This is a genomic window from Kocuria sp. LHG3120 (genome assembly GCF_049897445.1).
In the GTDB taxonomy this organism is placed as follows: Bacteria; Actinomycetota; Actinomycetes; order Actinomycetales; family Micrococcaceae; genus Kocuria; species Kocuria rosea.
Genome location: NZ_JAFCWG010000001.1, coordinates 200,891 through 225,137, shown reverse-complemented (window position 1 = coordinate 225,137; position 24,247 = coordinate 200,891). Strand labels below are relative to the sequence as shown.

At 67.2% G+C, this 24,247-nt stretch carries 28 protein-coding genes, 3 tRNA genes and 1 other RNA gene; 22 read left to right on the top strand and 10 right to left on the bottom strand.

All coding sequences use genetic code 11. The features are described from left to right. The first annotated feature begins 257 nt into the window (after positions 1-257). The 4 genes from ACP7CD_RS01050 to ACP7CD_RS01035 all read left to right on the top strand — a co-directional run bounded on the left by ACP7CD_RS01050 (position 258) and on the right by ACP7CD_RS01035 (position 2,308). On the top strand, positions 258-674 hold the full coding sequence (locus tag ACP7CD_RS01050; RefSeq protein ID WP_017833737.1) for a DUF3052 domain-containing protein: 417 nt from the start codon (positions 258-260) through the stop codon (positions 672-674). 35 nt (positions 675-709) lie between these two features. Beyond that, complete coding sequence (locus ACP7CD_RS01045) at positions 710-1,168, top strand: peroxiredoxin (RefSeq protein WP_017833736.1); 459 nt, start codon at positions 710-712, stop codon at positions 1,166-1,168. A 31-nt stretch (positions 1,169-1,199) separates the two neighbouring features. Further along, a complete protein-coding gene (locus ACP7CD_RS01040; RefSeq protein WP_284563633.1) occupies positions 1,200-2,102 on the top strand; it encodes an NAD-dependent protein deacetylase in 903 nt (300 codons plus the stop codon). 130 nt (positions 2,103-2,232) lie between these two features. Continuing rightward, a tRNA-Val gene (locus tag ACP7CD_RS01035) sits at positions 2,233-2,308 on the top strand. Positions 2,309-2,350: 42 nt separating this feature from the next. Here ACP7CD_RS01035 and ACP7CD_RS01030 read toward each other — a convergent pair. Continuing rightward, positions 2,351-2,647, bottom strand: a complete 297-nt coding sequence (locus ACP7CD_RS01030) for a hypothetical protein (protein ID WP_229587629.1) — start codon at positions 2,645-2,647, stop codon at positions 2,351-2,353. 218 nt (positions 2,648-2,865) lie between these two features. Here ACP7CD_RS01030 and gndA point away from each other — a divergent pair, with 218 nt between their 5' ends. Next, positions 2,866-4,323 (top strand): NADP-dependent phosphogluconate dehydrogenase, encoded by a 1,458-nt coding sequence (gndA, locus tag ACP7CD_RS01025; RefSeq protein WP_095650535.1) that lies wholly within the window; start codon positions 2,866-2,868, stop codon positions 4,321-4,323. A 76-nt stretch (positions 4,324-4,399) separates the two neighbouring features. Here gndA and epsC read toward each other — a convergent pair whose 3' ends face one another. From epsC to msrA, 3 genes are all read right to left on the bottom strand, one after another. Next, a complete protein-coding gene (gene epsC / locus ACP7CD_RS01020; RefSeq protein WP_109222445.1) occupies positions 4,400-4,984 on the bottom strand; it encodes a serine O-acetyltransferase EpsC in 585 nt (194 codons plus the stop codon). A 158-nt stretch (positions 4,985-5,142) separates the two neighbouring features. After that, positions 5,143-6,078 carry a cysteine synthase A gene (gene cysK / locus ACP7CD_RS01015; protein ID WP_017833731.1) on the bottom strand — a complete coding sequence of 312 codons (936 nt, stop codon included), beginning with the start codon at positions 6,076-6,078 and terminating at the stop codon, positions 5,143-5,145. 137 nt (positions 6,079-6,215) lie between these two features. Continuing rightward, on the bottom strand, positions 6,216-6,818 hold the full coding sequence (msrA, locus tag ACP7CD_RS01010; RefSeq protein ID WP_232035287.1) for a peptide-methionine (S)-S-oxide reductase MsrA: 603 nt from the start codon (positions 6,816-6,818) through the stop codon (positions 6,216-6,218). A 104-nt stretch (positions 6,819-6,922) separates the two neighbouring features. Here msrA and ACP7CD_RS01005 point away from each other — a divergent pair, with 104 nt between their 5' ends. Together ACP7CD_RS01005 and ACP7CD_RS01000 are read left to right on the top strand one after the other, a co-directional pair. After that, positions 6,923-7,882 (top strand): Nif3-like dinuclear metal center hexameric protein, encoded by a 960-nt coding sequence (locus ACP7CD_RS01005; RefSeq protein ID WP_426118494.1) that lies wholly within the window; start codon positions 6,923-6,925, stop codon positions 7,880-7,882. Beyond that, positions 7,879-8,613 carry a zinc ribbon domain-containing protein gene (locus ACP7CD_RS01000; protein WP_426118492.1) on the top strand — a complete coding sequence of 245 codons (735 nt, stop codon included), beginning with the start codon at positions 7,879-7,881 and terminating at the stop codon, positions 8,611-8,613. Before ACP7CD_RS01005 ends, ACP7CD_RS01000 begins: the two co-directional genes overlap by 4 nt. Before the next feature lie 46 nt (positions 8,614-8,659). Here the strand turns inward: ACP7CD_RS01000 and rnpB are convergent. Next, an RNA gene (gene rnpB / locus ACP7CD_RS00995) (RNase P RNA component class A) lies at positions 8,660-9,053 on the bottom strand. Positions 9,054-9,122: 69 nt separating this feature from the next. On the opposite strand from rnpB, the gene ACP7CD_RS00990 reads away from it, so the two are divergent. After that, positions 9,123-9,896, top strand: coding sequence for a YaaA family protein (locus ACP7CD_RS00990; RefSeq protein ID WP_186374906.1), 774 nt, complete (start codon positions 9,123-9,125; stop codon positions 9,894-9,896). Positions 9,897-9,927: 31 nt separating this feature from the next. On the opposite strand, the gene def is transcribed toward ACP7CD_RS00990, so the two are convergent. From def to orn, 3 genes are all read right to left on the bottom strand, one after another. After that, positions 9,928-10,500, bottom strand: coding sequence for a peptide deformylase (def, locus tag ACP7CD_RS00985; RefSeq protein ID WP_109244278.1), 573 nt, complete (start codon positions 10,498-10,500; stop codon positions 9,928-9,930). Between the two features lie 98 nt (positions 10,501-10,598). Beyond that, positions 10,599-10,672, bottom strand: a tRNA-His gene (locus ACP7CD_RS00980). A 129-nt stretch (positions 10,673-10,801) separates the two neighbouring features. Beyond that, positions 10,802-11,419 (bottom strand): oligoribonuclease, encoded by a 618-nt coding sequence (orn, locus tag ACP7CD_RS00975; RefSeq protein ID WP_095650531.1) that lies wholly within the window; start codon positions 11,417-11,419, stop codon positions 10,802-10,804. 156 nt (positions 11,420-11,575) lie between these two features. Between orn and mptB the strand changes: the two genes are divergently transcribed. Continuing rightward, positions 11,576-13,147, top strand: a complete 1,572-nt coding sequence (gene mptB, locus ACP7CD_RS00970) for a polyprenol phosphomannose-dependent alpha 1,6 mannosyltransferase MptB (RefSeq protein ID WP_306460800.1) — start codon at positions 11,576-11,578, stop codon at positions 13,145-13,147. A gap of 69 nt (positions 13,148-13,216) precedes the next feature. Next, a tRNA-Arg gene (locus tag ACP7CD_RS00965) sits at positions 13,217-13,289 on the top strand. 88 nt (positions 13,290-13,377) lie between these two features. Here ACP7CD_RS00965 and ACP7CD_RS00960 read toward each other — a convergent pair. Further along, a complete protein-coding gene (locus ACP7CD_RS00960) occupies positions 13,378-14,481 on the bottom strand; it encodes a tyrosine-type recombinase/integrase (RefSeq protein ID WP_426118488.1) in 1,104 nt (367 codons plus the stop codon). 15 nt (positions 14,482-14,496) lie between these two features. Beyond that, positions 14,497-15,054, bottom strand: a complete 558-nt coding sequence (locus ACP7CD_RS00955; protein WP_426118486.1) for a helix-turn-helix transcriptional regulator — start codon at positions 15,052-15,054, stop codon at positions 14,497-14,499. A gap of 108 nt (positions 15,055-15,162) precedes the next feature. On the opposite strand from ACP7CD_RS00955, the gene ACP7CD_RS00950 reads away from it, so the two are divergent. The 12 genes from ACP7CD_RS00950 to ACP7CD_RS00895 all read left to right on the top strand — a co-directional run bounded on the left by ACP7CD_RS00950 (position 15,163) and on the right by ACP7CD_RS00895 (position 24,225). Continuing rightward, a complete protein-coding gene (locus ACP7CD_RS00950; protein WP_426118484.1) occupies positions 15,163-15,360 on the top strand; it encodes a helix-turn-helix transcriptional regulator in 198 nt (65 codons plus the stop codon). Positions 15,361-15,897: 537 nt separating this feature from the next. After that, positions 15,898-17,235, top strand: a complete 1,338-nt coding sequence (locus ACP7CD_RS00945; protein WP_426118482.1) for an AAA family ATPase — start codon at positions 15,898-15,900, stop codon at positions 17,233-17,235. Beyond that, the gene (locus ACP7CD_RS00940) at positions 17,232-17,405 is read left to right on the top strand and encodes a hypothetical protein (protein ID WP_426118480.1); all 174 of its coding nucleotides are present in this window, start codon (positions 17,232-17,234) and stop codon (positions 17,403-17,405) included. Before ACP7CD_RS00945 ends, ACP7CD_RS00940 begins: the two co-directional genes overlap by 4 nt. Before the next feature lie 228 nt (positions 17,406-17,633). Further along, a complete protein-coding gene (locus ACP7CD_RS00935; RefSeq protein ID WP_426118478.1) occupies positions 17,634-17,855 on the top strand; it encodes a hypothetical protein in 222 nt (73 codons plus the stop codon). Further along, positions 17,852-18,043, top strand: coding sequence for a hypothetical protein (locus tag ACP7CD_RS00930; protein WP_426118476.1), 192 nt, complete (start codon positions 17,852-17,854; stop codon positions 18,041-18,043). Before ACP7CD_RS00935 ends, ACP7CD_RS00930 begins: the two co-directional genes overlap by 4 nt. A gap of 11 nt (positions 18,044-18,054) precedes the next feature. Beyond that, positions 18,055-18,882, top strand: a complete 828-nt coding sequence (locus ACP7CD_RS00925) for a hypothetical protein (protein WP_426118474.1) — start codon at positions 18,055-18,057, stop codon at positions 18,880-18,882. Between the two features lie 370 nt (positions 18,883-19,252). After that, a complete protein-coding gene (locus ACP7CD_RS00920; protein WP_426118472.1) occupies positions 19,253-19,621 on the top strand; it encodes a terminase in 369 nt (122 codons plus the stop codon). 74 nt (positions 19,622-19,695) lie between these two features. Continuing rightward, positions 19,696-19,962 carry a hypothetical protein gene (locus ACP7CD_RS00915; protein WP_426118470.1) on the top strand — a complete coding sequence of 89 codons (267 nt, stop codon included), beginning with the start codon at positions 19,696-19,698 and terminating at the stop codon, positions 19,960-19,962. Between the two features lie 298 nt (positions 19,963-20,260). Beyond that, on the top strand, positions 20,261-21,325 hold the full coding sequence (locus tag ACP7CD_RS00910) for a hypothetical protein (RefSeq protein ID WP_426118469.1): 1,065 nt from the start codon (positions 20,261-20,263) through the stop codon (positions 21,323-21,325). A 366-nt stretch (positions 21,326-21,691) separates the two neighbouring features. Next, positions 21,692-22,459: a hypothetical protein gene (locus ACP7CD_RS00905; protein WP_426118467.1), complete on the top strand. Its 768-nt coding sequence runs from the start codon at positions 21,692-21,694 to the stop codon at positions 22,457-22,459. A gap of 295 nt (positions 22,460-22,754) precedes the next feature. Next, positions 22,755-23,063 carry a hypothetical protein gene (locus ACP7CD_RS00900; RefSeq protein WP_426118465.1) on the top strand — a complete coding sequence of 103 codons (309 nt, stop codon included), beginning with the start codon at positions 22,755-22,757 and terminating at the stop codon, positions 23,061-23,063. A 931-nt stretch (positions 23,064-23,994) separates the two neighbouring features. Then, on the top strand, positions 23,995-24,225 hold the full coding sequence (locus ACP7CD_RS00895) for a hypothetical protein (protein ID WP_017834571.1): 231 nt from the start codon (positions 23,995-23,997) through the stop codon (positions 24,223-24,225). The last annotated feature ends 22 nt before the right edge of the window (positions 24,226-24,247 follow it).

Sequence of the window (24,247 nt, the reverse complement as noted above, 5' to 3'; positions counted from 1 at the left end):
GTCTGTGGGGACCATGCTTCCACACCCGGGGCCGGCCGTCACACGGCGTGTCAGCCCACGCGTCACCCCCATGATTCGGAGGCGCTCACCGTGCGGGAGCTTGAAAGAGTCCCTGATCCGGTGTTGTCTGGACGGTGAAGCCGGTATCCGGCCCGCCACCGTGCCCCCGCGGTCCGCCGACGGGCAGGCGGAGCCCAGCACCGGTACGCAGTGCGTGGTCGTCGTTCGTCGGCCCGATCCCAGAAGGAGCAAGAACAGTGAGCGAGGCCAAGACCACCGCGGGTGACGCGGTAGTCCAGCTCGGTTTCAAGGATGGCGACTACATCCAGGAGTTCGGATACGACGAGGACGTCGACCTCGACCTGAGGGACGGCATCGAGGAAGTGATCGGGTCGGACCTGCTGGACGAGGACGACCAGGAGGTCGTCGACGCGGTGCTCCTCTGGTTCCGCGAGGGTGACGGTGATCTCGTCGACACGCTGGTGGACGTCACCACCACCCTGGACGAGGGCGGCGTGGTGTGGGTGCTGACCCCCAAGGCGGGCCGCGACGGCTACGTGCCGCCCGCGGAGGTCCAGGAGGCCGCGCCCACGGCGGGGCTGCACGTGACCACGACCGCCCGCGTCAGCGCGGACTGGGCCGCGACCCGGCTCATGCCCAAGCGCAACGTCTGACCGGGCGTCCCGGACCCCAGCGGAGGAGACCACGCATGCTCGAGATCGGCGCGCCCGCCCCGGACTTCACCCTCAAGAACCAGTTCGGCGAGCCGGTGACCCTGAGCGCCCTCCGCGGTCGCCCCGTGGCGATCGTGTTCTACCCGTTCGCGTTCTCCGGGGTCTGCACCGGCGAGCTGTGCCGGCTCCAGGACAGCCTCTCCGTGTTCGACGACGCCGGGGTGAAGCTGCTCGCGGTGTCCGTGGACTCGAAGTACACGCTGCGGGCGTTCGCGCGGGAGGAGTCCTTCGACTTCGACCTGCTGTCCGACTTCTGGCCCCACGGGGAGGTGGCCCAGCGCTACGGGGTGTTCGACCCGGTGGCCGGTCTGGCGGAGCGGGCCACCTTCGTGCTGGACGCGCAGGGCGTCGTCGTCGACGCCTTCCGGTCGGAGCGCGGCACGCCGCGGGAGCTCGAGGCCTACCGCACCGCCCTCACCAAGCTGCACGGCTGAGCCCGGCCGGCCCGGTCCCCAGCGAGCAGCGATGCCCACCGTCCGCGCCGGCTACGGCGCCCCCGCGCACCCCGACCAGTTCCCGGACTCCGACGCCGCCGGGCTCGAGGCGGGCCTGGCCGGGGCGGCCGCGCTGCTGGGCGGTCGGCGGACCGCCGTCCTGACGGGCGCGGGCATCAGCACGGAGTCCGGGATCCCGGACTACCGCGGCCCCGGCTCCACTCCTCGCACCCCCATGACCTTCGACGAGTTCATGGGCAGCGCGGCCATGCGCAGCCACTACTGGGCGCGCAACCAGTACGGGTGGCGCCACCTGGCGCGGGCCCGGCCCAACGCCGGGCACGCGGCCCTGGCCCGGCTCGAGGAGTCGGGGTCCGTCACGGGCGTGGTCACCCAGAACATCGACCGCCTGCACCAGGCCGCGGGGTCCCTCAACGTCGTGGACCTGCACGGGCGCTACACGCAGGTCGGGTGCATGCGCTGCGCCACCCGCATCCCCCGGGCGGTGCTCTCCGACCTGTTCGACGAGCTCAACCCCGGCTTCTACGACTCGATCTCGTCCCCGGACGACATCGACTTCGCCCCGGACGCGGATGCGGTGGTGCCGCACACGGCCGGGTTCCGGGTGCCGGACTGCCCGGTCTGCGGCGGGGTCCTGAAGCCCGACGTCGTGTTCTTCGGGGAGAACGCGCCCCGGCACCGGGTGCTGCGCGCGCTGCGCATGGTGGACGCCGCCGACGCCCTGCTGGTCGTGGGCTCGTCCCTGACCGTGAACTCGGGGCGCCGCTTCGTCCGGCACGCGGTGCGCGCCGACGTGCCGGTGGTGATCGTCAACCACGGGCGCACCCGGGGGGACGCCGCGGCGCGGCTGAAGGTCGACGCGTCCGCGACCGCCTTCCTGGTGGGGCTCGAGCAGCGACTCGCCCGGCCGTAGGGCGGACATCGAATATGTCGAACGTCACGCCGGGCGCAGCCCGCACCCGGTCGGCACCGGTGCGCCCCGGCGGGTAGCCTGTTCGGGAACCGGGTGCCGGCGGTTGCGAAAACCGCCCACCCGGTTGTCAGGGTCTTTAGCTCAGCTGGTAGAGCGCCACGCTTACACCGTGGATGTCATCGGTTCGATCCCGGTAGGACCCACCACGAGCCGGTCGCGGCGCACGCGGTGGCCGGTGCGGAGCACGACTAGCGGAAGTACACCGATACTCTCTTCTTGTCCTTGAGCAGGGTGCAGACGACCACCATGCTGCCGTTGCGATCTGCCTTCCGGGCCTTCTTCACGTAGGAGGAGGCCGTGCCCCCGCACAGCTGGGCCGCCTTCTCGCTGGCCCGGGCGATCGTCGCCTCGTTGAGCTCCTCCTTGGCGCCCACGACCACGTCGACCTTGCCGTCGGCGGCCGCCGCGGCGGGTGCGAACCCTGCGCCCGCCCACAGCGTGGCGCAGGCCACGGCCCCGATCATCGTCCTCTTCCACGCGTCCATGCCAAGCCCCCCGGATCTCGTGCTCCACCACCAATGTAGGAGCCCCGGCGGGGGGATTGGCGATTGTGACGCAGGTTCTTCCGAGGACTTCTCCGCCGGGCCTCCGGTCCGGACTCCGCCCCGGCCCCCGCCTCGGCGATCGCGCCGTGACCCCGGCGGGCCGCGGCAACAAGTGCGCACCGGACGGAGCGCCCTCCCGGAGTTTGTAGGCTGGGGGCATGGCAGCAGAACAGAAAGCTCAGATCGGGGTCACCGGCCTCGCGGTCATGGGCGCGAACCTCGCCCGCAACTTCGCCCGGCACGGTTACACCGTCGCCCTCCACAACCGCTCCGTCGAGAAGACCGACGCCCTGCTCGACGCCCACGGCGACGAGGGGACGTTCCTCCGCACGGAGACCCTCCAGGAACTCGTGGACGCCCTCGAGACCCCCCGCCGCATCCTCGTGATGGTCAAGGCCGGCGCCCCCGTGGACGCCGTCATCGAGCAGCTCGTGCCGCTGCTCGAGAAGGACGACATCATCATCGACGGCGGCAACTCCTACTTCCAGGACACCCGGCGCCGCGAGCGCGAGCTCGCCGAGAAGGGCCTGGACTTCGTGGGCATCGGCGTCTCGGGCGGTGAGGAGGGCGCCCTGCTCGGGCCCTCCATCATGCCCGGCGGACCCCGCAAGTCCTACGACTCCCTCGGCCCCCTCCTCGAGGACATCGCCGCCAAGGCGGAGGACGGCACGCCGTGCTGCGCCTGGATCGACACGGACGGCGCCGGCCACTTCGTGAAGATGGTGCACAACGGCATCGAGTACGCCGACATGCAGGTCATCGGCGAGGCGCACGAGCTGCTGCGCTCCGTCGCCGGGCTCGAGCCGGCCGAGCAGGCCGACGTCTTCGAGCAGTGGAACCGCACCGAGCTGGCCTCCTACCTCATCGAGATCACCGCGCACGTGCTGCGCCAGGTCGACGCCCGCACCGACCGGCCCCTCATCGACGTGATCGTGGACGCCGCGGGGCAGAAGGGCACCGGCCGCTGGACCGTCCAGGAGGCCCTCGAGCTCGGCTCCCCGGTCACCGCGATCGCCGAGTCCGTCTTCGCCCGGGCGCTGTCCTCCGCCGAGCCGGAGATGCGCCTCGAGGCGCAGCGCGTGCTGCCCGCCGGCATCGGCGGCACCACCGAGGACGTCGTGCACGACCCCGAGTTCGTGGAGGACGTGCGCAAGGCCCTCTACGCCTCGAAGCTGGTCAGCTACGCCCAGGGACTCGACATGCTCACCATGGCCGGCCGGGAGTACGGCTGGGACCTGGACCTCGCGACCATCGCCGGCCTGTGGCGGGAGGGCTGCATCATCCGGGCGGAGCTGCTCGAGGTCATCATGGAGGCGTACAAGGGGGACAAGCAGCCGCTGAACCTGCTGTTCGCCCCGGAGTTCGTCGCCGCCGTCGAGGAGGCCCTGCCGTCCTGGCGGCGCGTCGTGGCCCGAGCCGTGGAGCGCGGCATCCCCGCGCCGGTGTTCGCCACCACGCTGAACTACTACGACTCGCTGCGCCGGCCCCGGCTCAACGCGGCCCTGACGCAGGGGCTGCGCGACTTCTTCGGCGCCCACACCTACCGGCGCACCGACGACGCCGAGGGTGTCTACCACACCCTGTGGAGCGGGGACCGTTCCGAGGTCGTCTCCTGACCCGGACCCCGCACGACGACGCCGGCCGGCCGTCCCCGTCCCGGGGGCGGCCGGCCGGCGTCGCAGCGGGGCAGGGTCAGATCCACATCGCGGGGTCGATGTAGCTGGAGGGGTCCACGAGGGGCTGCTGCTTCTCGGGGGTGCGCGGGCGGACCTTGCCGGGGATCCCGGTCACGATCGAGTCCTCCGGCACGTCCTTGACCACCACGGCGTTGGCGCCCACGGCGGAGTCGGCGCCGATCTCCACGGGGCCCAGGATCTTCGCCCCGGCGCCGATCACCACGCGGTCGCCCACGGTGGGGTGCCGCTTGACCTTCTCCAGGGAGCGCCCGCCCAGGGTCACCCCGTGGTAGATCATCACGTCCTCGCCGATCTCCGCGGTCTCCCCGATGACCACGCCCATGCCGTGGTCGATGAAGAAGCGGCGCCCGATGGTCGCCCCCGGGTGGATCTCGACGCCCGTGAGGAAGCGGCCGAGCTGGGAGACCGTGCGGGCCAGCAGCCGCCGGTCGGGGTGCTGCCACAGCCGGTGGGACAGGCGGTGGACCCAGATGGCGTGCAGACCCGAGTAGTTGAGGGCGATCTCTACCCTGGACCGCGCGGCCGGGTCGTGCGTCCGGGCCGTCTGCAGGTCCTCGGCGAGTCTGCTCCAAATACTCACGGTCTTCCTCTGTTCTTCCGGGGGCGGGGGTCCTGGCCCGCCGCGACCGGCGGGACGTGCTGGGGCGCGGACGGGAACGACCCGCCCACCACCGGGAGCAACGTCACCGGCAGGCGGCGCTATTCCCGGCGGGGACGGGTCGTGGTCAGCGGCGAGGCTCAGCCCCGGATGTCCTCGTAGAGCAGGGTGGAGATGTAGCGCTCGCCGAAGTCGCACACGATGGCGACGATCAGCTTGTCCCGGTTCTCCTCCTTGGCCGCCTCCTGCAGGGCGGCCCACACGATGGCGCCCGAGGAGATCCCGCCGAGGATGCCCTCCTTGGTGCCGAGCTCGCGGGCGACCCGCACGGAGTCCTCGACCGTCACGTCGTAGACGTCGTCGTAGATCTCGCGGTCCAGGATGTCGGGGATGAAGTTCGCGCCGAGGCCCTGGATCTTGTGCGGACCGGCCTTGCCCTCGGTGAGCAGGGGGGAGTCGGCGGGCTCGACGACGACGAGGCGCACGTCCGGCTTCTGCTCGCGCAGGTAGCGGCCCGCACCCGTGATGGTGCCGCCGGTGCCCACTCCGGAGATGAACACGTCGACCTGGCCGTCGGTGTCCTCCCAGATCTCCGGGCCCGTGGTCGCGTAGTGGATGGCCGGGTTGGCCTCGTTGGCGAACTGGCTGGCGAGGACCGCGTTGTCGGTCGTGTCGACGATCTCCTGGGCCTTCTCGACGGCGCCGCGCATGCCCTCCGCACCCGGGGTGAGCACGATCTGGGCGCCGTAGGCGCGGAGCATGACCCGGCGCTCCGTGGACATGGTCTCCGGCATGGTCAGGATGACCTTGTAGCCGCGGGCGGCGCCGACCATGGCCAGCGCGATGCCGGTGTTCCCGGAGGTGCCCTCGACGATCGTGCCGCCCGGCTTCAGCTGGCCGGACTTCTCGGCGGCGTCGATGATGGCCACGCCGATCCGGTCCTTGACGGAGTTCGCCGGGTTGTAGAACTCCAGCTTCACGGCGACGTTGCCGGGCAGGCCCTCGTCGAGCCGGTTGAGGTGGACGAGCGGGGTGCGGCCCACGATCTCGGTGACGTCGTTGTAGATCTTCGGCATGTGCGTACCTCGGTTTCTGCGTGGTCGGTTCTCTGTCGGATCTGGGTGCTGCTCGGGTCGTGCTGCGGCCGCCGGCGCTCTGGGGGGCCCGCGGCGGCGCGGTCCTAGCTCAGCCTAGCCACGCGCCGCAAGCGCTACTATGCGGTAAGCCACGCGGAGTAACGTTTCCGGACCTTCGCCAGCTTGGGGTTGATGATCACCTGGCAGTAGCCGTTCCAGGGCTGCGCGGCGTAGAAGTCCTGGTGCTCGGGCTCCGCCTCCCAGAACGGGCCCAGCGGCTCCAGCGTCGTGACGATCGGCTGGTCCCACGCCGGCTGCGTCCGGCGGATCGACTGCTCGAACAGCTCCCGCTGGGCCTCGTCGGCCCAGAACATGGCGGACCGGTACTGGGTGCCCACGTCGTAGCCCTGCCGGTTGAGGGTGGTCGGGTCGTGACCGGTGAAGAACAGGTCCAGGATCACGTCCGCCGGCACCACCGCCGGGTCGAAGGTCACGGCGACCGCCTCCGCGTGGCCGGTGGTGCCCGTGCACACCGCGTAGTAGTCGGCACGCCCGGGGTCGCCGCCGGTGTAGCCGGAGACCACGGAGGTGACGCCCCGGGTGATCCGGTAGACCGCGTCGAGGCACCAGAAGCACCCGCCCGCGAGCACGAACGTCTCGGTCGCGGCGGGCTCCGCCGCGTCCGGGCGGGGATCGGGGGCGGGGCGTGCGTCGTCGTCGTCGTGCGCGGAGTAGGCCATGACCCGTACAACACCGCACGGCCCGCATCATTCCCGCACCCGCCCCGGGCGTCTCCGCGCCCGCCTCGGCGGCCGGCGCGGAACGGACTCCTAGACTGGGGCGCATGAGCGAGCAGAGCACGTCCCCGCCCCGGCCCGCCCCCACCCTGTCGGAGGTGCTCGAGACCGTCGAGCAGCTGTGGCCGATGCACCTGCAGGAGCCCTGGGACGCCAGCGGGCTCGTCACCGGCCGCCCCGACCAGCCCGTGCGCCGGATCCTGTTCGCCGTGGACCCCGTGGCCGGGGTCGTCGCCGAGGCCGTGTCCGCCGGCGCCGACCTGCTGGTCACCCACCACCCCCTGCTCCTGCGCGGCGTGACGTCCGTGGCCGCCGACGGCTTCAAGGGCGCCGTGGTGCACGAGCTCATCGAGCACCGGTGCGCCCTGCTCGCCTGCCACACCAACGCGGACTCCGCCCCGGACGGCGTCTCGGACGCCGTGGCACGGGCCGCCGGCCTCACGACGACGACGCCCCTCGCGCCGCACCCCGCCGACCCGGCCGTGGGCATCGGGCGCGTGGGGGACCTGGCGCGGCCCGTGCGCCTGCGGGAGCTGGCCCGGCGCCTCGCCGACGCCGTGCCGCCCACCGCCCACGGGGTCCGGGTGGCCGGGAACCCCGACGCCCTCGTCCGGCGTGTGGCCGTGTGCGGGGGAGCCGGGGACTCGCTCCTCGACGAGGTGCGGTCCTCCGGGGCCGACGTCTACGTGACCGCGGACCTGCGCCACCACCCGGCGTCCGAGGCGCGCGAGGCCGCGCTGGGTCCCGGCGCCGGCGGCACCCCGTACCTCGTGGACCTCTCCCACTTCGCGAGCGAGTGGCTGTGGCTGCCCGTGGGCGCCGCCGCGCTGCGGGACGCGCTCGCGGCGCGCGGCCACGACGTCCAGGTCGACGTCTCCGAGCAGTGCTCCGACCCGTGGGACTTCCGCCTCGACCACCCCGGCCACGACGGGTCCGACCCCGTCCGGTCCGGCCACGACCGTTCCGCCCCCGACCCCGCCGCACCGACCGCAGGAGGACCCGCATGAGCACCGCCACGCCCGAGCAGCAACGAGCCCTGCTGGAGCTCGAGCGGGTGGACGCCCGGCTGCGCCGGATCGCCGCCCGGATCGCGGAGCTGCAGACCGACCCCGAGGTCGCCGCCGCGCTGCAGCTCCGGGCCCGGGCGATCGCCACCGCCAAGGAGCTCGGGGCCGCCGAGCAGGACGTCCGGGACCGGCTGGCCGCCGCCGAGCAGAAGGTCGCCCGCGTCCAGGCCTCCATCGAGAAGGACCGCCGGCGCCTCGAGCAGGGCGGCTCCGCCAAGGACCTCATGGGCCTGCAGCACGAGATCGACACCCGCACCCGGCAGCTGGCCGAGGCGGAGGAGGCGGAGCTGGAGGTCATGCAGGAGCTCGAGGACGCCGTGGCGCACCGGGCGCGGATCACGCCGCGGCTCAAGGAGGCCGACGCGGAGGCCCGGCGCCGGGTCGAGGCCCGGGACGCGGAGGGCCGCGCCCTGACGACCGAGCGGGACGAGCTGGCCGGCACGCGCCCCGCCGCCGCGGAGGGCGTGGGGCACCCCGGGCTGCTGGCACGGTACGAGAAGATCCGAACCGGGCGCGGCACCGACCGGCCGGCGGCCGCGGAGCTGCGGGGCACCGCGTGCGGGTCCTGCGGCACGGCGCTCAGCCCCACGGACGCCGCGACGTTCCGGGCTGCGGCCCCGGACGAGGTGCTCACGTGCCCCGAGTGCGGGGTTCTGCTCGTCCGCTCCTGAGGTTTCACGGTGCCGCTCGAGCCCGGAGCGCGCGGTGCGGGGGCGAGGGACAGGCCGGCCTGTAAGCCGGGTTCTGTGCGCACGGCCGGTCGCCCGTGCCGTGCCGGTGACCATCCATCTAGGCCCACCGTTGCCGGTGGGCTCGAGCGGCCTACCCGGGTGCTCGGGCGAGCAGCCCTCGGACGCACCCTGTCTGGCCTTGCTCCGGATGGGGTTTACCGAGCCGCGCCGGTCACCCGGCGCGCTGGTGGTCTCTTACACCACCTTTTCACCCTGACCCGCCGCCCGGACGGACCGGGGACGGGCGGTCTGTTCTCTGTGGCACTTTCCTGCGGGTCTCCCCGAGTGGGCGTTGCCCACCATCCTGCTCTGCGGAGCCCGGACTTTCCTCGCGCCGCGACAGCCGGAGCTGCGCGGCCCGCGGTCACCCGGCCGACCTGTCCGAGGCCCATCCTACCCGCCGGTCCGGGGCGCCCGGACCGGCCCGCGGGGTCACTAGACTGCTGCGAGTGCTGATCCTCCTCCCGCCCTCCGAGACCAAGACCGCCCCCGGCGCCGGCGCCCCCGTGGACCCCGCCGTCCTGTCCTTCCCCGAGCTCACGGCCGCCCGGGAGCAGGTGCTCGCCGAGCTGGCCGCGACGAGCGCCCGCGAGGACGCGCTCGAGGTGCTGGGCGTGGGGGAGCGGCTGCGCGGCGAGGTCGAGCGCAACACCCGGCTGGGCGCCGAGCCGGCCGCACCGGCCCTGAGCGTCTACACCGGGGTGCTCTACGACGCCCTCGACCCGGCCGGGATGACCGGGGCGCAGCGGACCGCCGCGGCGGCCTCCCTCGTCGTCGTCTCGGCGCTGTGGGGCGCGGTGCGCCCCGACGACCGGATCCCGGCCTACCGCCTGTCCATGGGTGCCGAGCTGCCGGGGCTCGGCAGGCTCGCGGCGCACTGGAAGCACCACCTGCCCGCGGTGCTGGAGTCGGCGGCCGGGGACGGGCTCGTCGTGGACTGCCGGTCGGCCGCCTACGCGGCGGCGTGGCGCGGTCCCCGGGCCCGGACGGTGGGGGTGAAGGTGGTGCGGGAGCGGAACGGGAGGCGCCAGGTCGTCTCGCACATGGCCAAGCACACCCGCGGCCTGCTGGCCCGGCACCTCGTCGAGCGCGCCGCCGCCGGCGAACGCCTGGAGACGCCGCTGGACCTGCTCTCGGCGGCGCAGGAGCGCTGGCGGGCCGAGCTGACGGAGCCCACGGCCCGGTCGGCGGGCGAGCTCGTCGTCGTGCTGACGGAGGACTGAGCGGGCGCGCCGGGGCCGGTGCGCGGACGGATCAGTGGCCGAACGGGTCCTCGTCGACGCCGGGGGTCCAGGTGTGGCCGCCGCGGCCCCAGCCCTCGGCCTTGACCGCCTTCCGGGCCTTACGGGACCACTTGTCGTTGAGCCGGTCCACGTAGAGCTTGCCGTCCAGGTGGTCGTACTCGTGCTGCATGACGCGGGCGAACCACCCGGTGGCCTCGAAGTCGACCGGACGGCCCTCCACGTCGAAGCCGGCGACCCGGACCCAGTCCGCCCGCTTCAGCGGCCAGCTGTAGCCGGGCACGGACAGGCAGCCCTCGGACTCCTCGTCCGGGTCCGGCGCCTCCTGGGAGATCTTCCCCGGCGTCAGCACGGGGTTGACGAGGACGCCGCGCGGCGCCACGTCGTCGTCGTTCTGGAACGTGTAGGTGAAGATCCGCAGCCCCACGCCGATCTGCGGGGCGGCGAGCCCCACGCCGTGGGCGGCGTCCATGGTCTCGTACATGTCCGCCACGAGGGCGTGCAGGTCCTCGTCGAACCGCGCCACCTTGGCGGCGGGGCGGTGGAGGACGGGATCGCCGGTGATCACCACGGGACGGACGGCCATGACGCACTTCCTTCGACTTGCCGGGGCCTGCGCCCCTTCGAACCGGTTCGGGAACGACGAAAGGCCGCCCCGAGTCAACGGGACGGCCTTTCACAGTGGGTGAGCGACGGGGGTTGAACCCGCGACCTCCTGGACCACAACCAGGCGCTCTGCCGAACTGAGCTACGCCCACCATGAACGCCCGCCGGAAGACCTGCTTCCGCTGGGCAACGCATACGAGTGTACCGCATTCCCGGAGGGCTCCGGACCACGCCGGGACCCCCGCCCGTCCGGGCCGGGGTCCCGACGCCGGACGGCGGACTCAGGCGCCCGTGCGGGACGCGGCGATCTCCGCGGCGATGCCCTTCGCGGTCACCGAGTCCGGCCCCGGCTCGGCGGCGAACACGGCGCGGCGGTAGTACCGCAGCTCGTCGATCGAGTCCCGGATGTCGCCCAGGGCCCGGTGGTTGCCGGTCTTCGGCGGGGCCTGGAAGTAGGCGCGCGGGAACCACCGGCGGGAGAGCTCCTTGATGGTGGAGACGTCGATCACGCGGTAGTGCAGGTGCGCCACGAGCTCCGGCATGTCGCGCACCAGGAACGTGCGGTCCGTGCCCACCGAGTTCCCGCCCAGCGGGGCCTTGCCGGGCTCGGGCACCCACTCCTTGATGTAGGCGAGGACCTGCTCCTGCGCCTGCTCCATCGTCAGACCGGAGGGGAGCTCGTCGAGCAGCTTGGAGGAGGTGTGCATGTTCCGCACGAAGTCCCCCATCTGCGCCAGCGCCGCCTCGTCGGGGCGGATCACGACGTCGACGCCCTCCCCGAGGACGTTGAGCTCGTCGTCGGTGACGAGCGCCGCGACCTCGATCAGGGCGTCGTCCTCGATGGACAGCCCCGTCATCTCGCAGTCGATCCACACAATGCGTCCGTTCGAATTAGCCACCCGGACAATCTACCGTGCCGCCCCGACGCCGCCGGTCGCCGCCGGGACCGGTCGGGGACTCCCCGAGGAGCCGGGGATAGGATCGGGGCGACCACGGGTCCGTGCTGCGCCCAGCCGGGGCGCCCGCAGCCACCGGACGGGCGCATCGGGAGAGCAGTGCAGACCACTTCGACGACGCCGGCGCCGGGCGAGGGACCCGACGGCGTCCGGCCGCCGGCGGATCCCGGGAGCTCGTGGTACGACTCCGACTCCCTCCTGCGGACGGTGCTCATGGGCACGCTCGGGTCGCTCATGCTCCTGGTCGGCTCCCTGGGCGTCGGCTGGCTCGCCTCCGTCTCCCCGCTGCGGCAGGCGCCGGTCATCATCGGCATGCGCTTCACGACTACCGGGGTGATCGTCTCCATCCTCCTGCTCGCCGTGGGCGGGATGCTCCTGATCCGTGAGTGGCTGCGCCTGGGGCAGAAGCTCAACACGTGGGGACCCGGCAGCGGCCGGTGGGTGCTCATCGCCATCGCGGCGTGGGCCGCCCCCATGCTCGTGACGATCCCCCTGTTCAGCCGGGACGTGTACTCCTACATCGGCCAGGGCCGGGTGATGGCCAGCGGGCTGAACCCCTACGAGCACGGCGTCTCCACGATCGACAACTTCTTCCAGCTCGGGGCCGACCAGATGTGGTCGGAGTCCCCGCCGCCCTACGGGCCGCTCTTCCTGTGGCTCGAGCAGTTCGTGGTGGCCGTCACCGGCGCGGACCCGGACGCCGGGGTGCTCTGGTTCCGGGGGATGTGCGTGCTCGCCGTGATCGCCTGCATGTGGCTGGTCCCGCGGCTCGCGCGGCTGCACGGCATCAACCCGGCCCGGGCCCTGTGGCTCAGCGTGGCGAACCCCCTGTTCCTCACGAACTTCATCGTCTCCGTGCACAACGACGCCATCATGATCGCCCTCGCCCTCGGCGGCACCTACGCCGCCGCGGTGCACCGCAACTGGAAGGGCGGTCTGCTCGGGACCACGCTCGTCACGCTGTCCGTGGCGATCAAGCCCATCACCCTCGTCTTCCTGCCCTTCATCGGCCTGCTGTGGGCGGGCCGGAACGCGTCGTGGACCCGCCGCTTCGTCATCTGGTTCCTGGTCCTCGTCTACGCGGTCGCCCTGCTCGGGCTGATGGGTCTGCTCAACGGCTTCGGCTTCGGCTGGGTCTCCGCCATGTCCACCCCCGGCTCCGTGTCCATCTGGTACGCCCCGGTGGGTCTCGCCGGCGTGCTCGCCACCACCCTGGCCGCGGCCGTGGGCGCCGACGCGGGCCAGTGGCGGGAGGTGGTCCACACGGCGGGCCAGGCCCTCGCGGTGCCCGTCATCCTCTGGCTGATGTTCGTGGGCCGGGACGAGCGGATCATCCGCCGGCTGACCTGGGCGTTCGCCGCGATCGTGCTGTTCTCACCGATGATCCAGGCCTGGTACGTGGTGTGGCTCATCCCGCTGTTCGCGGTCACGGGCATCCGCAGCGACTGGCAGGTCGACATCCTGTTCTTCCTCACCGTCTTCTTCATGATCTACGCGGTCTCCGACCAGCTGGACGTCTTCCCGTACCTGGACCTCGACCTCAGCTCCGGCCGGCTGATCGCGGCGGTCGTCGCCCTCTCCTACGGCGTGTACCTGTGGTTCATCGACCCGGCGACCCGGCGGCTCTTCCGCGGCCGCTACCAGCCCCCGGTGCAGAGCGCCGTGATCTGAGGAGCCGGTGTGGCCCCCGCGAGTTGATAAACTCGACCGCGGTGCCCGGGACGCGGTCCCGGGCGGCACGCCCCAGTAGCTCAGTGGATAGAGCAGGAGCCTTCTAATCTCTTGGTCGGGGGTTCGACTCCCTCCTGGGGCACGAGAGACCCCCTCTCACTAGGCATAATGCCAGTGGGAGGGGGTTGCTTTTTCGTTCGCAGGTGACCAACTCAACGCAAACCCAACGCTTACGCCCCGAACACCTCGAGCGCGTCTGATGCATCAGGCGCGTCTGCCAGCTTCTCGACGTAGTGGCGGACCGTGATGGTCTCGGATGAGTGCCCGAGTTGAGCAGACGCAGCAGACACACCCTCGGCCCGTGCAAGCAGGGTTCCCACGGTCGCCCGGATCAGGTGCGGGTTCACATGCCCGTAGCCGGCGCCCTTCATAACTTCGCGCCAGACTTTGCGAAAGTTGGTTGGCTCCCAGAGCTTGCCGGCGTTGTTTGGGAACACCAGCTCGCAGACCTTGGCCCGCCGACGGAACACGTCAGCGCCGAACTCGGGCAGGAACAGCCGGTGCATGGACCCCGCGGACTTCGGCCTGTCCTGACGGATGAGGCCGGCCTCGGAGCGGACGACAGTGCCTGTGATGGAGACCCGGGACTTGTTGCCGTTCAGCTCGACGTCCTCCCACCGGATCGCGAGTACTTCACCGATGCGGCCCCCGGTCGCGAGCAGCACGTCTAAGACGTCCAAGACGTCCCCTGAGAGCTTGGAACGCAGGTCTTGGACCTGGGGGACCGTAAGGGCCTGGACGGGCTTGTGATCGACATGTACGGGCTCGACGTCGCGCATCGGGTTCATGGGTACGGCGTTGCGGCGCGCAGCGAGGGCGAACATCTGACGGAGCACGGTTTGGCAGAGCTTCGCCGTGGGCGCACCATGCTTGTCCCTCACGGATCGGAGCGCGTTGTCCAGCAGTCCAACGGACGCCTCTCGAATGCGGACCCCGCCCAGCTTTGGCAGGACGTAGGAGTCGAGAACTTCCCGGTATCGGCGCACGGTGGCCGGCGCGCGGTCCTTCTCGAGGAATCCCACCCACCAGGCGGCAGCAAGTGCATGGATGCGCGTGTCCCCGGTGATGTCCTCACCGGATGGTGTGGCGCGGTCAATAAACGCTTCCTTGAGCGCCTTCTCCGCTTTGGCTTTGGAAATGGCGGTCCGCTCGACCAGTCTCGTTCGCCCGTCGTAGTCGCGGAACCTGGCCTTCGCCACGTAGGACCCGCCCGGGGTGACGCTGACGCCAATCTTCCCGTAAGCGCCGATGGGCAGGGGTGGACGAGGGCTCATGGTCAATGGCCTCTTTCAGAGGAGCCGAGGTGGATGATTAATGCCGGACAACGATCGCCGTCTCCGGGCGGTGGGGCGTTTCTCAATGAAGGTGCTGTAGTCGTCGACACCGATGTCCTCCATCAGTTCTTGGACGGTTTCCAAGGCCGCATCTCCCGCCGTCTCTTGCAGAATTTGGTCGGTCATCGCTCGACCCTCGGGTTCAAGTTCACCCGTGAAGTGCTCAAGTGCCTTTAGCAGCTGGTGTTGAGCGTCGACATAACGAAGTCCAAGTATGGATAGCTCCTTGCGCACGACTGTTGCTTGACGGATCGCAGCCAGTACGGCGCCGGCCTTCGCATCCAGGGTCATGGTTTCCAGGGTGACACCAAGGGCGTTGGCAATTGCCATAGCTTCGTCCAGCCGTACCTGTCGGGTTCCGTTCTCAATCCTCGTAATGGTCGTCTGGTGAAACACTCCCCATCCAGCGTCGAGTAGCCGCCGGGACAGTTCACCCTGCGACCAGCCCTTTTCTTCTCGAATGTGGCGCATGTTTTCCCGGAATCGCCTGTTGGGCGCAGTCTCTTCGGCCATGCTTCCACGTTCTCACACAATGTACTTGCCTTCCAACACGTGACGTGTGTATGCTGAAAGAGCACCAGCGGGGAACACGCCTCGTGACCGAGGACGCGAAGGAGGTGAATGAGCCGGATGGACACGATAGAGAAGCCCGCACGCGGGCCGCAGGTTGCCGAATGGCTTGGAGTCAGTGAGCAGGCGCTAGCGCAGATGCGCCACCGGGGGACAGGTCCCGCGTACATCAAGCGGGGACACCTCGTCTTCTACATGCCTAGCGACGTGGAGCGGTGGCTCCAGGAGGGCCGGCAGGAGATCCGCTGAGCAGACAGCGGTTAGCCCGGGAGGAAACGACACGGGCGCTTACTTGAAGTGACGAATAGACGGTTCACCGGGAACCAGAATCCCGGCGCAGCGCCCACGGAGGCGCTAATAAGCATGCCTTTTTAAATGACGAAGGCCCTGATGCTCACATCTGCCAGGACGTGCATCAGGACCTCTCTGACCCCCATAGGAGGGAACCAAATGTCTACCAATCACAGTACCGGAACGACGCAGGGCGTCAACTCAAGAGCGATGGTGCGGGCGTGATCGGCCTCGTGCAGCGCTTCGTGCTCCCCGTCATCATTGCCGGCGCGCACATCGCCATGTTCTTGGTCGGCGTGCTCACCGGTCCGGCGCCCGAGCTGGTGGCACGATGACCGGCCTTGGAGAACAGTTCGCCGCAGCCCTCGACCGTGGCGCCGGCCCGGACGATGACCTCCTCTTTCCCTTCGTCCAAAGCTTCCACGCTGGGCGAGTCCACAACAATATGACCTGCCAGGAGCTTCACCGCATGTTCTCTTCTCGGCAGGTGACTGCATGAGCGACGAGGCACAGAAGCGTCTGCTGCTCACGCCCGCGTCAATGATCAAACCGCGCCGGCAGAAATGGTTGTGGGCACCCGGTGGTGACGGCGTGATCCCGCTGGGCACCGGCACCATCTGCGCGGGCAAGGGTGGAGAAGGCAAGTCCACGTTCATGCTCGACATCGCGGGACAGCTCACCCGTGGGGAACTCCCCGGAGACCTCCACGGGACACGCGGCGCGGTGATCTACATGGGGCCAGAGGACGACTGGGACACCGTCATCGTGCCCCGTCTCATCGCAGCCGGCGCAGACCTCGACCGGGTGTACTCCATCGCCGTGGAGACCACCACCGAGGCGTTCAGCATGCAGCGGGAACTCCGGTTCCCTCTGGACGTCACCGAACTCGAGGAGGCGGTCAAGGAGACCGGGGCGCGGTTGGTCATTATCGACCCGGCCCCGGCACTGATGTCCGGCGACATGAACAAGGTGCAGGACGTCCGCAACGCGTACGGGCCGCTCATGGCGCTGGCGCAGCGGCACGAGCTGTCCATGTCCTTGATCAACCACTTCGGGAAGGGCGCGGGCAGCGTCTCTAACAAGTTGTCCGGCTCCCACGCGTGGCGCGACGTGACCCGCTCCTACTTGGCGTTCGCCGCCGATGAGGAGACTGGGGAACGGATTCTGACGCAGGACAAGAACAACTACGGCACCGGCACCGGCTCCTACAAGTTCACCCTGGAGTCTGTGGACGTCCCCACCGAGGACGGGGTAGCGGAGGTTGCCCGGGTCCGGTTCCTCGGTGAGTCGGACGTGACTGTCTCCGACGTGATCAACCGGGAGCACGTGGACGGTGGGGACGACGAGGACCGCAATGCGGCCCAGGCGTTCCTGCTTGATCACCTGCGGTCCCAACCTGGGCGTGAGGGCAACGCAGGGGACGTGATCAAGGCCGGGCTTGCTACCGGGTTCACCCGGGACGAGATCAAGAACGCGCGGAAGCGCTGCAAGGACCCGCGCATCGTCTCGGAGAAGTCCCGGGCATACCAGGGCGGCTGGGTGTGGCGTGTGGAGGACGAAGGGGTCACTGAAGGTGTCGTGCCCTTGCAGGGTGACCCCTTTGACACCTTGGCAGCGGATGAGCCCCCGAACATGGGCGTTTCCTCTAGTCGGCCCCAAGGTGTCACCGAGACCCCTAAAGGCGTCACCGAGACCCCCAAGGCGTCAAAGGCGTCAAAGGGGTCAGCGCACGAGGGCGTGACCCCTACGGAGACCTGCCCCATCCACCAGGGTGCTCCTCGTCCGGGAGCCTGCTTCACCTGCCGGCGCATCGACAAGGGTGAGGCGGCATGAGCGACCTCGACGCGCAGCGCTTGGACCAAATGCTGAAGATCGCCAAGACGAAGGCGGAACTGCAAGAACTCGTCCGCAGTCTCGACGCCGCCAACGTCAGGCTGCGGCGGGTGCGGGATGACCTCGCCACCGCACTGACGCAGTCCCGGTTGAACGGTGGCCGGTTATGACCGGGTTGCCGGTACTGCCAGCCGCACAGGAGGCCGCATGACGTATTTCACGCCCGGGGAAACGCACGTCAGATATTACGAATTCCATAAAGGGGCCAACGGGGCACGAGTCCCCGGGATATGGATAAGACGCGGGTCTAATTCCGTATTCATCCCGCACGCAGACATTTACGAAGTGGCAGATCGTTTAGTCGATCTAGCCGAGAAAAACGAAAAGGACACCAACTGATGTTCATCACTAAGCCCTCGTTCTACGAGCGGACCTTGCAGGACTCGGAAGAAATCAAGGCGATTCCCGCGCTACTAACGGCCCCTGACGGCACCACAGAAAACGGAACCGCAGTATTCACGGGGCGCAAACTCGTGATGACGCTGACAGAAGCCGGCGCATGGAAGCTCGCAGACCAATTGGCAGACGCTATTGAGAAGAACCGGAGAAACGCAGCATGAACGGCAAAGACGTGGAAGCCCTCATCCGTAAGGCCCTCGAAGGGGCCAACGAAGCAGAGCACGACCGCCACACCGAGGGACTGGACGACCACCAGGCACCCCGGCAGCAGTCCCGCCCCATCGCACTGAACGACGACGCCGCGCTTGCCCGCATCATCGGCGGCGCACTCAACACCAACAACTTCTGAGGAGAAACCCCATGAACCGCATCGACTCCGCTCACCTGTCCCAGTACCTCACCAAGGCCCGCCGCGTCCTCGACGCCACCGAAATCCCCTGCAAGCCCCTCGACGCCGTAGCCGCATCTTGGAGCCGCTACCAGGAGGTGGACCGCAACCTTGCACCCCTCGTGGCAGAGGCCGTCCTCAGCGACTCCAAGGATCTCCAGACCTTCCACGTTCTCGCCCTCGCCGCAACCAACTCCGGCACCGTGCAGGACGCCACCGTCCGCAACGCCGTGGCCGACATCGTCTACAACGAAGCGCACCGGGCCTACCAGGACGTTGCCACCGAGGCATGGGAGGCAGCCGCCGCCATGTTCAACACCACCGCCGCCCGCTTCACCACTGCAGCCTCCCTGATCGACCCCGAGGCTCCCGCTGATCAGGTGGTGCGTGTGGACAACAAGCAGCGCACAGCCTGGATGGACGCTGCCAACGCGGCAGCAGAGCTCGACCAGCTCACGCCGCTGGTGCTCGACGCCGCCAGCCTCGCCGGCATTCCAGTCGGACCGGCAGAGCGAGAGATCCCGCTCGTGTGCAACCCGGGTGACGCGCACCGACGACGGGTGTACGAGGCGTGGGCCACGACGAACACCAACACTCGTAAGTGGGGCGCGCTTCACGCGCTCGGTGTGAGCATCGAAGCTCCTGAAGACCTCGAAGACGTGAAGCCTTATCGACAGCCGAAGCCGATGGAGATGCGAATGGTCCACGAAGGCTACGGCGTCCGACAGTTCGAGGTAGACCCCGAAGACCACGACTACCAGCCGCAGCACACGGCTAGGCGTCGCGCCGTTGTGAACTAATGCACGCGGAATAGGTGAACGGCAGTGCACCGTATGACCACGAGTTGTGCGGTGCACTGCCATATCCCGGGTGAATGGTGAGGGGAGGGGTACAACCCCCGGGGGGACACCCTGTTCCGTCGCCCGCTGCATTGACAGAAATCCTTCTCCGGTCTTCTAAATATTCGAGTCTATTTGATGGCGTTCCGTTTGGTGCCCCTTAGAGCCGCTGTGAGCTATTCTCCCGGCTTTGTGCGGATGTTTGTAAGTGTCTGTGGGCGGAGCGGATTCTGCACCTTTAGACGGGCGTTCGTGGTTTGGCAGGGATTGGGGCACCCTATCGCCCCTAACGATTGATCTACACGTAGCAACACACATGAATGGAGTAGTTATGCCAGAGCTAAAAAAGGCGGCGCAGGAGGCCGCGCACGAGAAGAGACGGGCGCCCCGTGGACTGGGCGACGACGGGCGGAAGCTATGGTCAGCCATCGTGAGGGACTTCGAGCTGACGGAATCTGAGGCGGTGATCCTCGAGGAAGCGGCCCGCTGCCGTGACCGGATCAAACAGCTTCGGGCCCTGGTGGACGCTGAGGGTGTGACGGTCATGAGTCCGCAGGGTGTGAAGGCGCACCCTGCGCTTGTGGAGGAACGCAATCAGCGGAAGTTGGTTGGTCAGTTGCTCGCGTCTATGAGGCTCCCTGACCTCGAGGACGAGCAGGGCACCAACTCCCGTGGCTTCTACCGACCGAGGGCCGTCTAATGGCGCGGGCACGGCGGAAGCCGTCGGCTCAACCGCCGGCATGGATCACGTTCACCCCGGTAGAGGGTCACCCCGTGGTCCCGCAGCACGAGGAGTGGTCCCGGGACTTCATCGAATGGCGCTGGGGGCCGGGTCAGGGCTTTGGTGGCCTGGAATGGATGATGGACCGTTTCCGGGAGGCTCACGACGTCGCGGAGGCGACCGCCAATGAACGGGGAGAGTTCTACACGACGAGTGCAATGGACTGGGCGCGGCATCTGCTTGGGCCGGAGGCGGACCCGCGTGAGGTTGAGCGGCTGATGTGGGAACTGTTCGAGGAGTGGAAGCCGAAGCGCAACTAACCAATGGCTACTTTGACTGGGTAATCCTTCGGGAGACTCCTCGTCCTTGCCCGAGTTTAACGGGGCCGTCGCACGTGAGCAGATGCGGCCCGCCCTCACTGGCGGCGTTGGTTGCGAACAACTTGTACGCGATGGGCTGAGATTTGGCGGTTACGCACGCCAGAAGAGGCATCTTGCGCTCTGATCCATTCTCACGACATGGGCGATGTGTAGAGTGATTCTGAGAGACTATAGGTTCAGGTAATAACGACAGAAGAAAAATCGAAATACTTTTTGTGAAAGTTTTGAGGTAATTGCTGTGCCGAAGGAAAACGCTTCGTTGTCGCGATCCCGAGTGATTCTTGGCGCACTTGAGGAATCCATGCTTAGTGATCTTGACCCAAGGGTGGGTGGTTTTTCCTGGTGGCAAGACTTCAACTTAACGGACGACCAAAGAAGATATCTTTCCGACTACCTATGTGAGCTAACATTCACCCTGCAAGATGTACTGGGGGACATGGCGTCCATATTGAGCATGTACGAACAGAAGCGCGCTACTCGGGACTTTCAGATGAAAATGCGTTTTAATGATCCGTCCGGAAAGGGGCCATACATCCCCGCAGGCAAGACCGAATATGAGGCCGGACAACTCGCGTCCATTCTGAGGGACCAGTATTTCTTTAAGCTGGGGTCCCTGCTGGACCTGCTGTCTGCGCTACTGATTGGCGTGACCGGAGTCGAATCCAACATTCGTAGAGCAGAGTACAAATTGTTTCGAACCAGGCAAGAACTGGAGGCACTTTCAAATAAAGGCACGAGGCGCTTCAGCTTCAGCCCGAATGAAGCCGAAAAATCGGCACAAAAAGTTGTAGCGCTTTCTATGGCTGCGGCCATAGAAGCCATTGAGCCCGCTGGCTGGCTTGACTGGTGCATTGACTTTCGAAATACAATAATCCACCGCTCGCCTGGGGTCAATTACACAAACACAATCAACAATCGCGTGGGCATGGTCACCAAAATAATCGAGACCCCAGCCTTGGTGCCGTCTAAAAGCTTTCTCGAATCGGTTTTTCAAAAGGACAACATGAATGAAGTCTTAATCGCCGAGGATATCGGAGAAATTATGAATGGCTCATTTGAGGCTCTTTGTGCAGTTGTTGCAGGTACGCTGGAAGCCGCTTCAAATCTATGGGAAAAGCGTAGGGCTGCGGAAGTGGTCATTCGTCAACCCGCGACTCAGTGGCCCGTAGGTTCATCGCCGGACATCGGCTTCAATGGCTATAGTCCGAGTCCCGTAGTTTTCAAGAACAAAGATACTGTGGCCGTGCACCCAAATACTGGGCGCCGGTTACGAGGGGCGGGCCCAAATCCGCCAAGTAGATAAGTGGATATCACTCATTGATGAACGGGCACTTGAAACTCGGTAATGAGAGATTGATGTTTCATCGGTTTTGGGGCGTCTTTAAGCTCAATACAGCCGGAATGGCTTCCGAGCGCTTCAGATGTCGGGCAAAGCCCCCCGTCACGGGTTCGGTCACTAGGGCACCGCATGAAGCAAGGGTCGGATCACGAATTATTTGTGATTTAGGTTTCACTGGTTATGTTTCATGACCAAGCGGAACTCAAGGTGTCACTAGACCGGGTCTTTGCCGCGAACGAGCAGCGACTCGACCCTGAGAAGGAGTCAATGCGGCCTTCCGCGTGCTCTTACAGGTAGTATCAGTCCATGAATATGAATCGAAGTGATGCGGTGAACGAGACCGCATCGTCTACGCGCAGCATTGGAACTCTGGTCGTGGTTGTCGGCATTATTGTAGTCGCAGGGATGGTGTGGGCGACTTGGCTAACGTGGGCTCCGCGACCGAATGAAGGACCGTTCGACGAAAACGCTTGGCTTGACATGGTGGCGTCAATCGCGGCTGCCATGTTGGGCGGCTTATTCGCTGGCCTCGTGCTAAGAAATCAGTTGAAAACCCAAAGCGACCTGCATGAGGACGCCCTCGACAAGCAACGGGATGAAGCCCGCCGAGCACGTGAAATCGACGCAATGGTGGAGCTGATTCGTTTCCTGCGTAATAGCGATTTCGTGAAAGTCGGATTTATTGCACAAGAAAACGTCAATAAGTTTAACGACTTGACGATGCGCTGGCAAATGAATAGTGGATTAATTTCCAGTGAGAGCGATCGTTTCCTTAAGCTGTTGCTCGATCATTTTCACCTTCTCGCCTGGGCCCGCTTACATCGCAAGACTCAGGTAGCGGAGCGCTCCGAAGAGGAGGAGGCATTTGCCAATCGATCCGTGGGGGAAACGCAGTGGGTGGATGTACATGCAGTGTCTCAAATAAGGAGTGAGAATGACGATCTGATTACACAGTTGATGTATGTGCCAAATATGACAATGGTCGAAAAGGTGCAGTATATTGATGAATTGGACTCTCGGCTGCAGGGGAGTTCGCAGTCCCTTAAGATTGAGAAGGGACACCTACCCCCGCAGGCGAGAGGACAATTCGTATTGTGACAATATTTCAATGTAAATCCTCGCGCCCGTGAAGTTGCAGACGATTTCGCTGGATCCTCCTCTCAATTGTGTGGCATGAGGGTGTGTCACGTATTGCTGTCTAAATTATTTTGGCGACGCGATGTGTCTAAGAGTAATGTACGAATGGTTACAGAAATGCTTGCAGACCCATTAGATTCCAAGGTGTCGCTCTATGGGCGGATAAGTCGTCCTGAGGGGGTGGTTCAGGCGTGCCTATTAGTATGATTCTGACGGGACAGATGGCGTGTCCCCGCCAGCGTGTAGATCTATGCGCATGACCCTTTCCTCCGAGCAGTTCGCCGCAGCGGAGGCAGTGTCCGCGCCAGGCATGACCCCGGGTGCTGGGGCGACCCGCTACCTCTACAACCATGAACCGTATGGACGAGCGCGCATCCCCACCGAGTTAGGTGTGCTCGTCGTCGACGGCAAGGTGCTGATGACGGAGCGCGGCCCCCTGGTGGAGTTTTGGCGCGACTTCGGCCGGCTTGGCGTCCTCGACGTGTTCATACCCGGGACATGGGTAGAGCCGATCCCTCGGGACGAGTCGGAATGGCGGCACCCGTACGACGTCCTCAAGGGCTAGAGCTCGCACGGAGAATAAATAGCGCCTGGACCCAACGAATACCCAACGAAAACACCGGAATGTGCCGTCAGGTGGCGTCACGACGAATCGCTCGTTACCCCTATAATCGTGCGGCAGATGTCACGTCCCGGGATGTGCAGATACCCAACGTAAACCCCAGGCCGGTAATCTCTTGGTCGGGGGTTCGACTCCCTCCTGGGGCACACTCGCGATCCCCGCCATTCCGGCCCTCACGGCTCAGGGTGGCGGGGATCTCGTCGTCTCCGACGCCAGATCCGACGGCAGATCCGACGGCACGTCGTGCTGCGGTGCCCGGCGGGATCTCTCCGGTGGCGAGACGCACGGCCCTTGCGGGCAGGGCCGGCGGACCGGATGAGCGTGCCGGCGCCCGTTCGGTGGACCGGTACCTCCGAGCGGAGCGGAGGCGGGGTAGGCTGTGCGGTGGGCACGCAGATCTCGCCGTCTGTGTGTCCGCGGCTCGCTCGGTCTTACTGGACCGGGCGGGCCATCTTTCGTCGGTGGCGAAGCCGGCAGGTGCTGAGCGGCGTCCCGGCAGGCGCCCGGAGCCGGAGCACTTCCCCGCAGCGACCCGGACGACCAGCCCACCTGCGGCCCTCGGCGGGCACGGCCCGGCCGTCCCCCTTCCCGGCAGTCCTGCCGGTGCCTCTCCCCGAGCTGCAACCAGCTCTGGAATGTTTGCGGTCGCGAAAGTGTGGACAAGCACCACCCTGTGAATTCGCATACGTTAAGTAGCACATCGAGGGGTGCAGCGATCCGGCCACCTGAGCTCCGCGCCAGGACGGACGAGGAGCCGGAGCAGCACCTCCGCGACGACCCCGGCGGCAGCCCGCCGGGACGGCCGCAGTTCCCGGACGGGGTGCCCGGGGCGGCCGCGGACCACGCGTCCGGATCCGATTCAGGGGGAGGAACCATGAGCGTCACCATCATCAGGCAGTGGACCGGCCGGGGGGCCCGTTACTACCACTACGACACGGTGGAGGAGGCCACGGAGGACACCCGTGACTTCATCGTCCGCAACGTCGGCCCGGACATCGATCCGCAGCAGCTGGAGGCGATCACCCGGGGCGTCGTCGCGCTGCACTGCATGCACCTCGACTTCCGGGAGGACTGCATCGTGGTCGAGCCGGGGCACGCCGCCTAGTCGAACGGAACGCACGGGGGCC